The sequence below is a fragment of the Nocardioides sp. OK12 genome (assembly GCF_024341885.1).
GTDB classification, from domain to species: domain Bacteria; phylum Actinomycetota; class Actinomycetes; order Propionibacteriales; family Nocardioidaceae; genus Nocardioides; species Nocardioides marinisabuli.
Genome location: NZ_BNET01000047.1, coordinates 1 through 691 on the forward strand (window position 1 = coordinate 1; position 691 = coordinate 691).

The 691-nt window shown below is 24.0% G+C and carries 1 protein-coding gene; it reads left to right on the plus strand.

Annotated features, from left to right (window positions below):
* The first annotated feature begins 116 nt into the window (after nucleotides 1-116).
* The gene (gene atpB / locus OCU29_RS20215; RefSeq protein ID WP_370463691.1) at nucleotides 117-428 is read left to right on the plus strand and encodes a F0F1 ATP synthase subunit A; all 312 of its coding nucleotides are present in this window, start codon (nucleotides 117-119) and stop codon (nucleotides 426-428) included.
* Nucleotides 429-691: the final 263 nt, after the last annotated feature.

The window sequence follows — 691 nt, forward strand, 5'->3', positions numbered from 1 at the left end:
TTATAAACTTTATTGGACTATTTCCTTATATTTTTACCCCTTCAAGTCATCTATCTATTACTCTTCCTCTTTCTCTAACAATCTGATTAAGAATTATACTTTTCTATTGAACTAAAATAACAAATTTAAGATTTGCTCACCTTGTCCCTCTTAATACCCCTTCAATTTTAATAATATTTATAGTCCTAATTGAAACAATTAGAAATATTATTCGCCCTATTACATTATCAATTCGTTTATCTGCAAATATAATTGCAGGTCATCTTCTTTTATGTCTTCTCGGATCAACTGGAACCTCAATAAATCTCCACTTAATTAATTTATTAATTATTACACAAATCTTACTTTTTTTACTCGAATTAGCTGTTTCAATTATTCAATCATATGTATTTATAACTTTAATATCACTCTACTCTAATGAATTATAAAATGAACAAATCAAATCACCCTTATCATATAGTTTCAATCAGCCCATGACCTCTAATTCTATCAATTAATATCATATTATTCCTTATTAGATTAATTAAATGATTCTATTTCATAAATATTAATTTAATAATTATATCTTCAATCTCTTTAATCTTAACTTTAATTCAATGATGACGTGATATTATTCGAGAAAGAACATTCCAAGGTATACATACATCTAATATTATAAAAAATCTAAAATTAAGAATAATCTTATTTATCA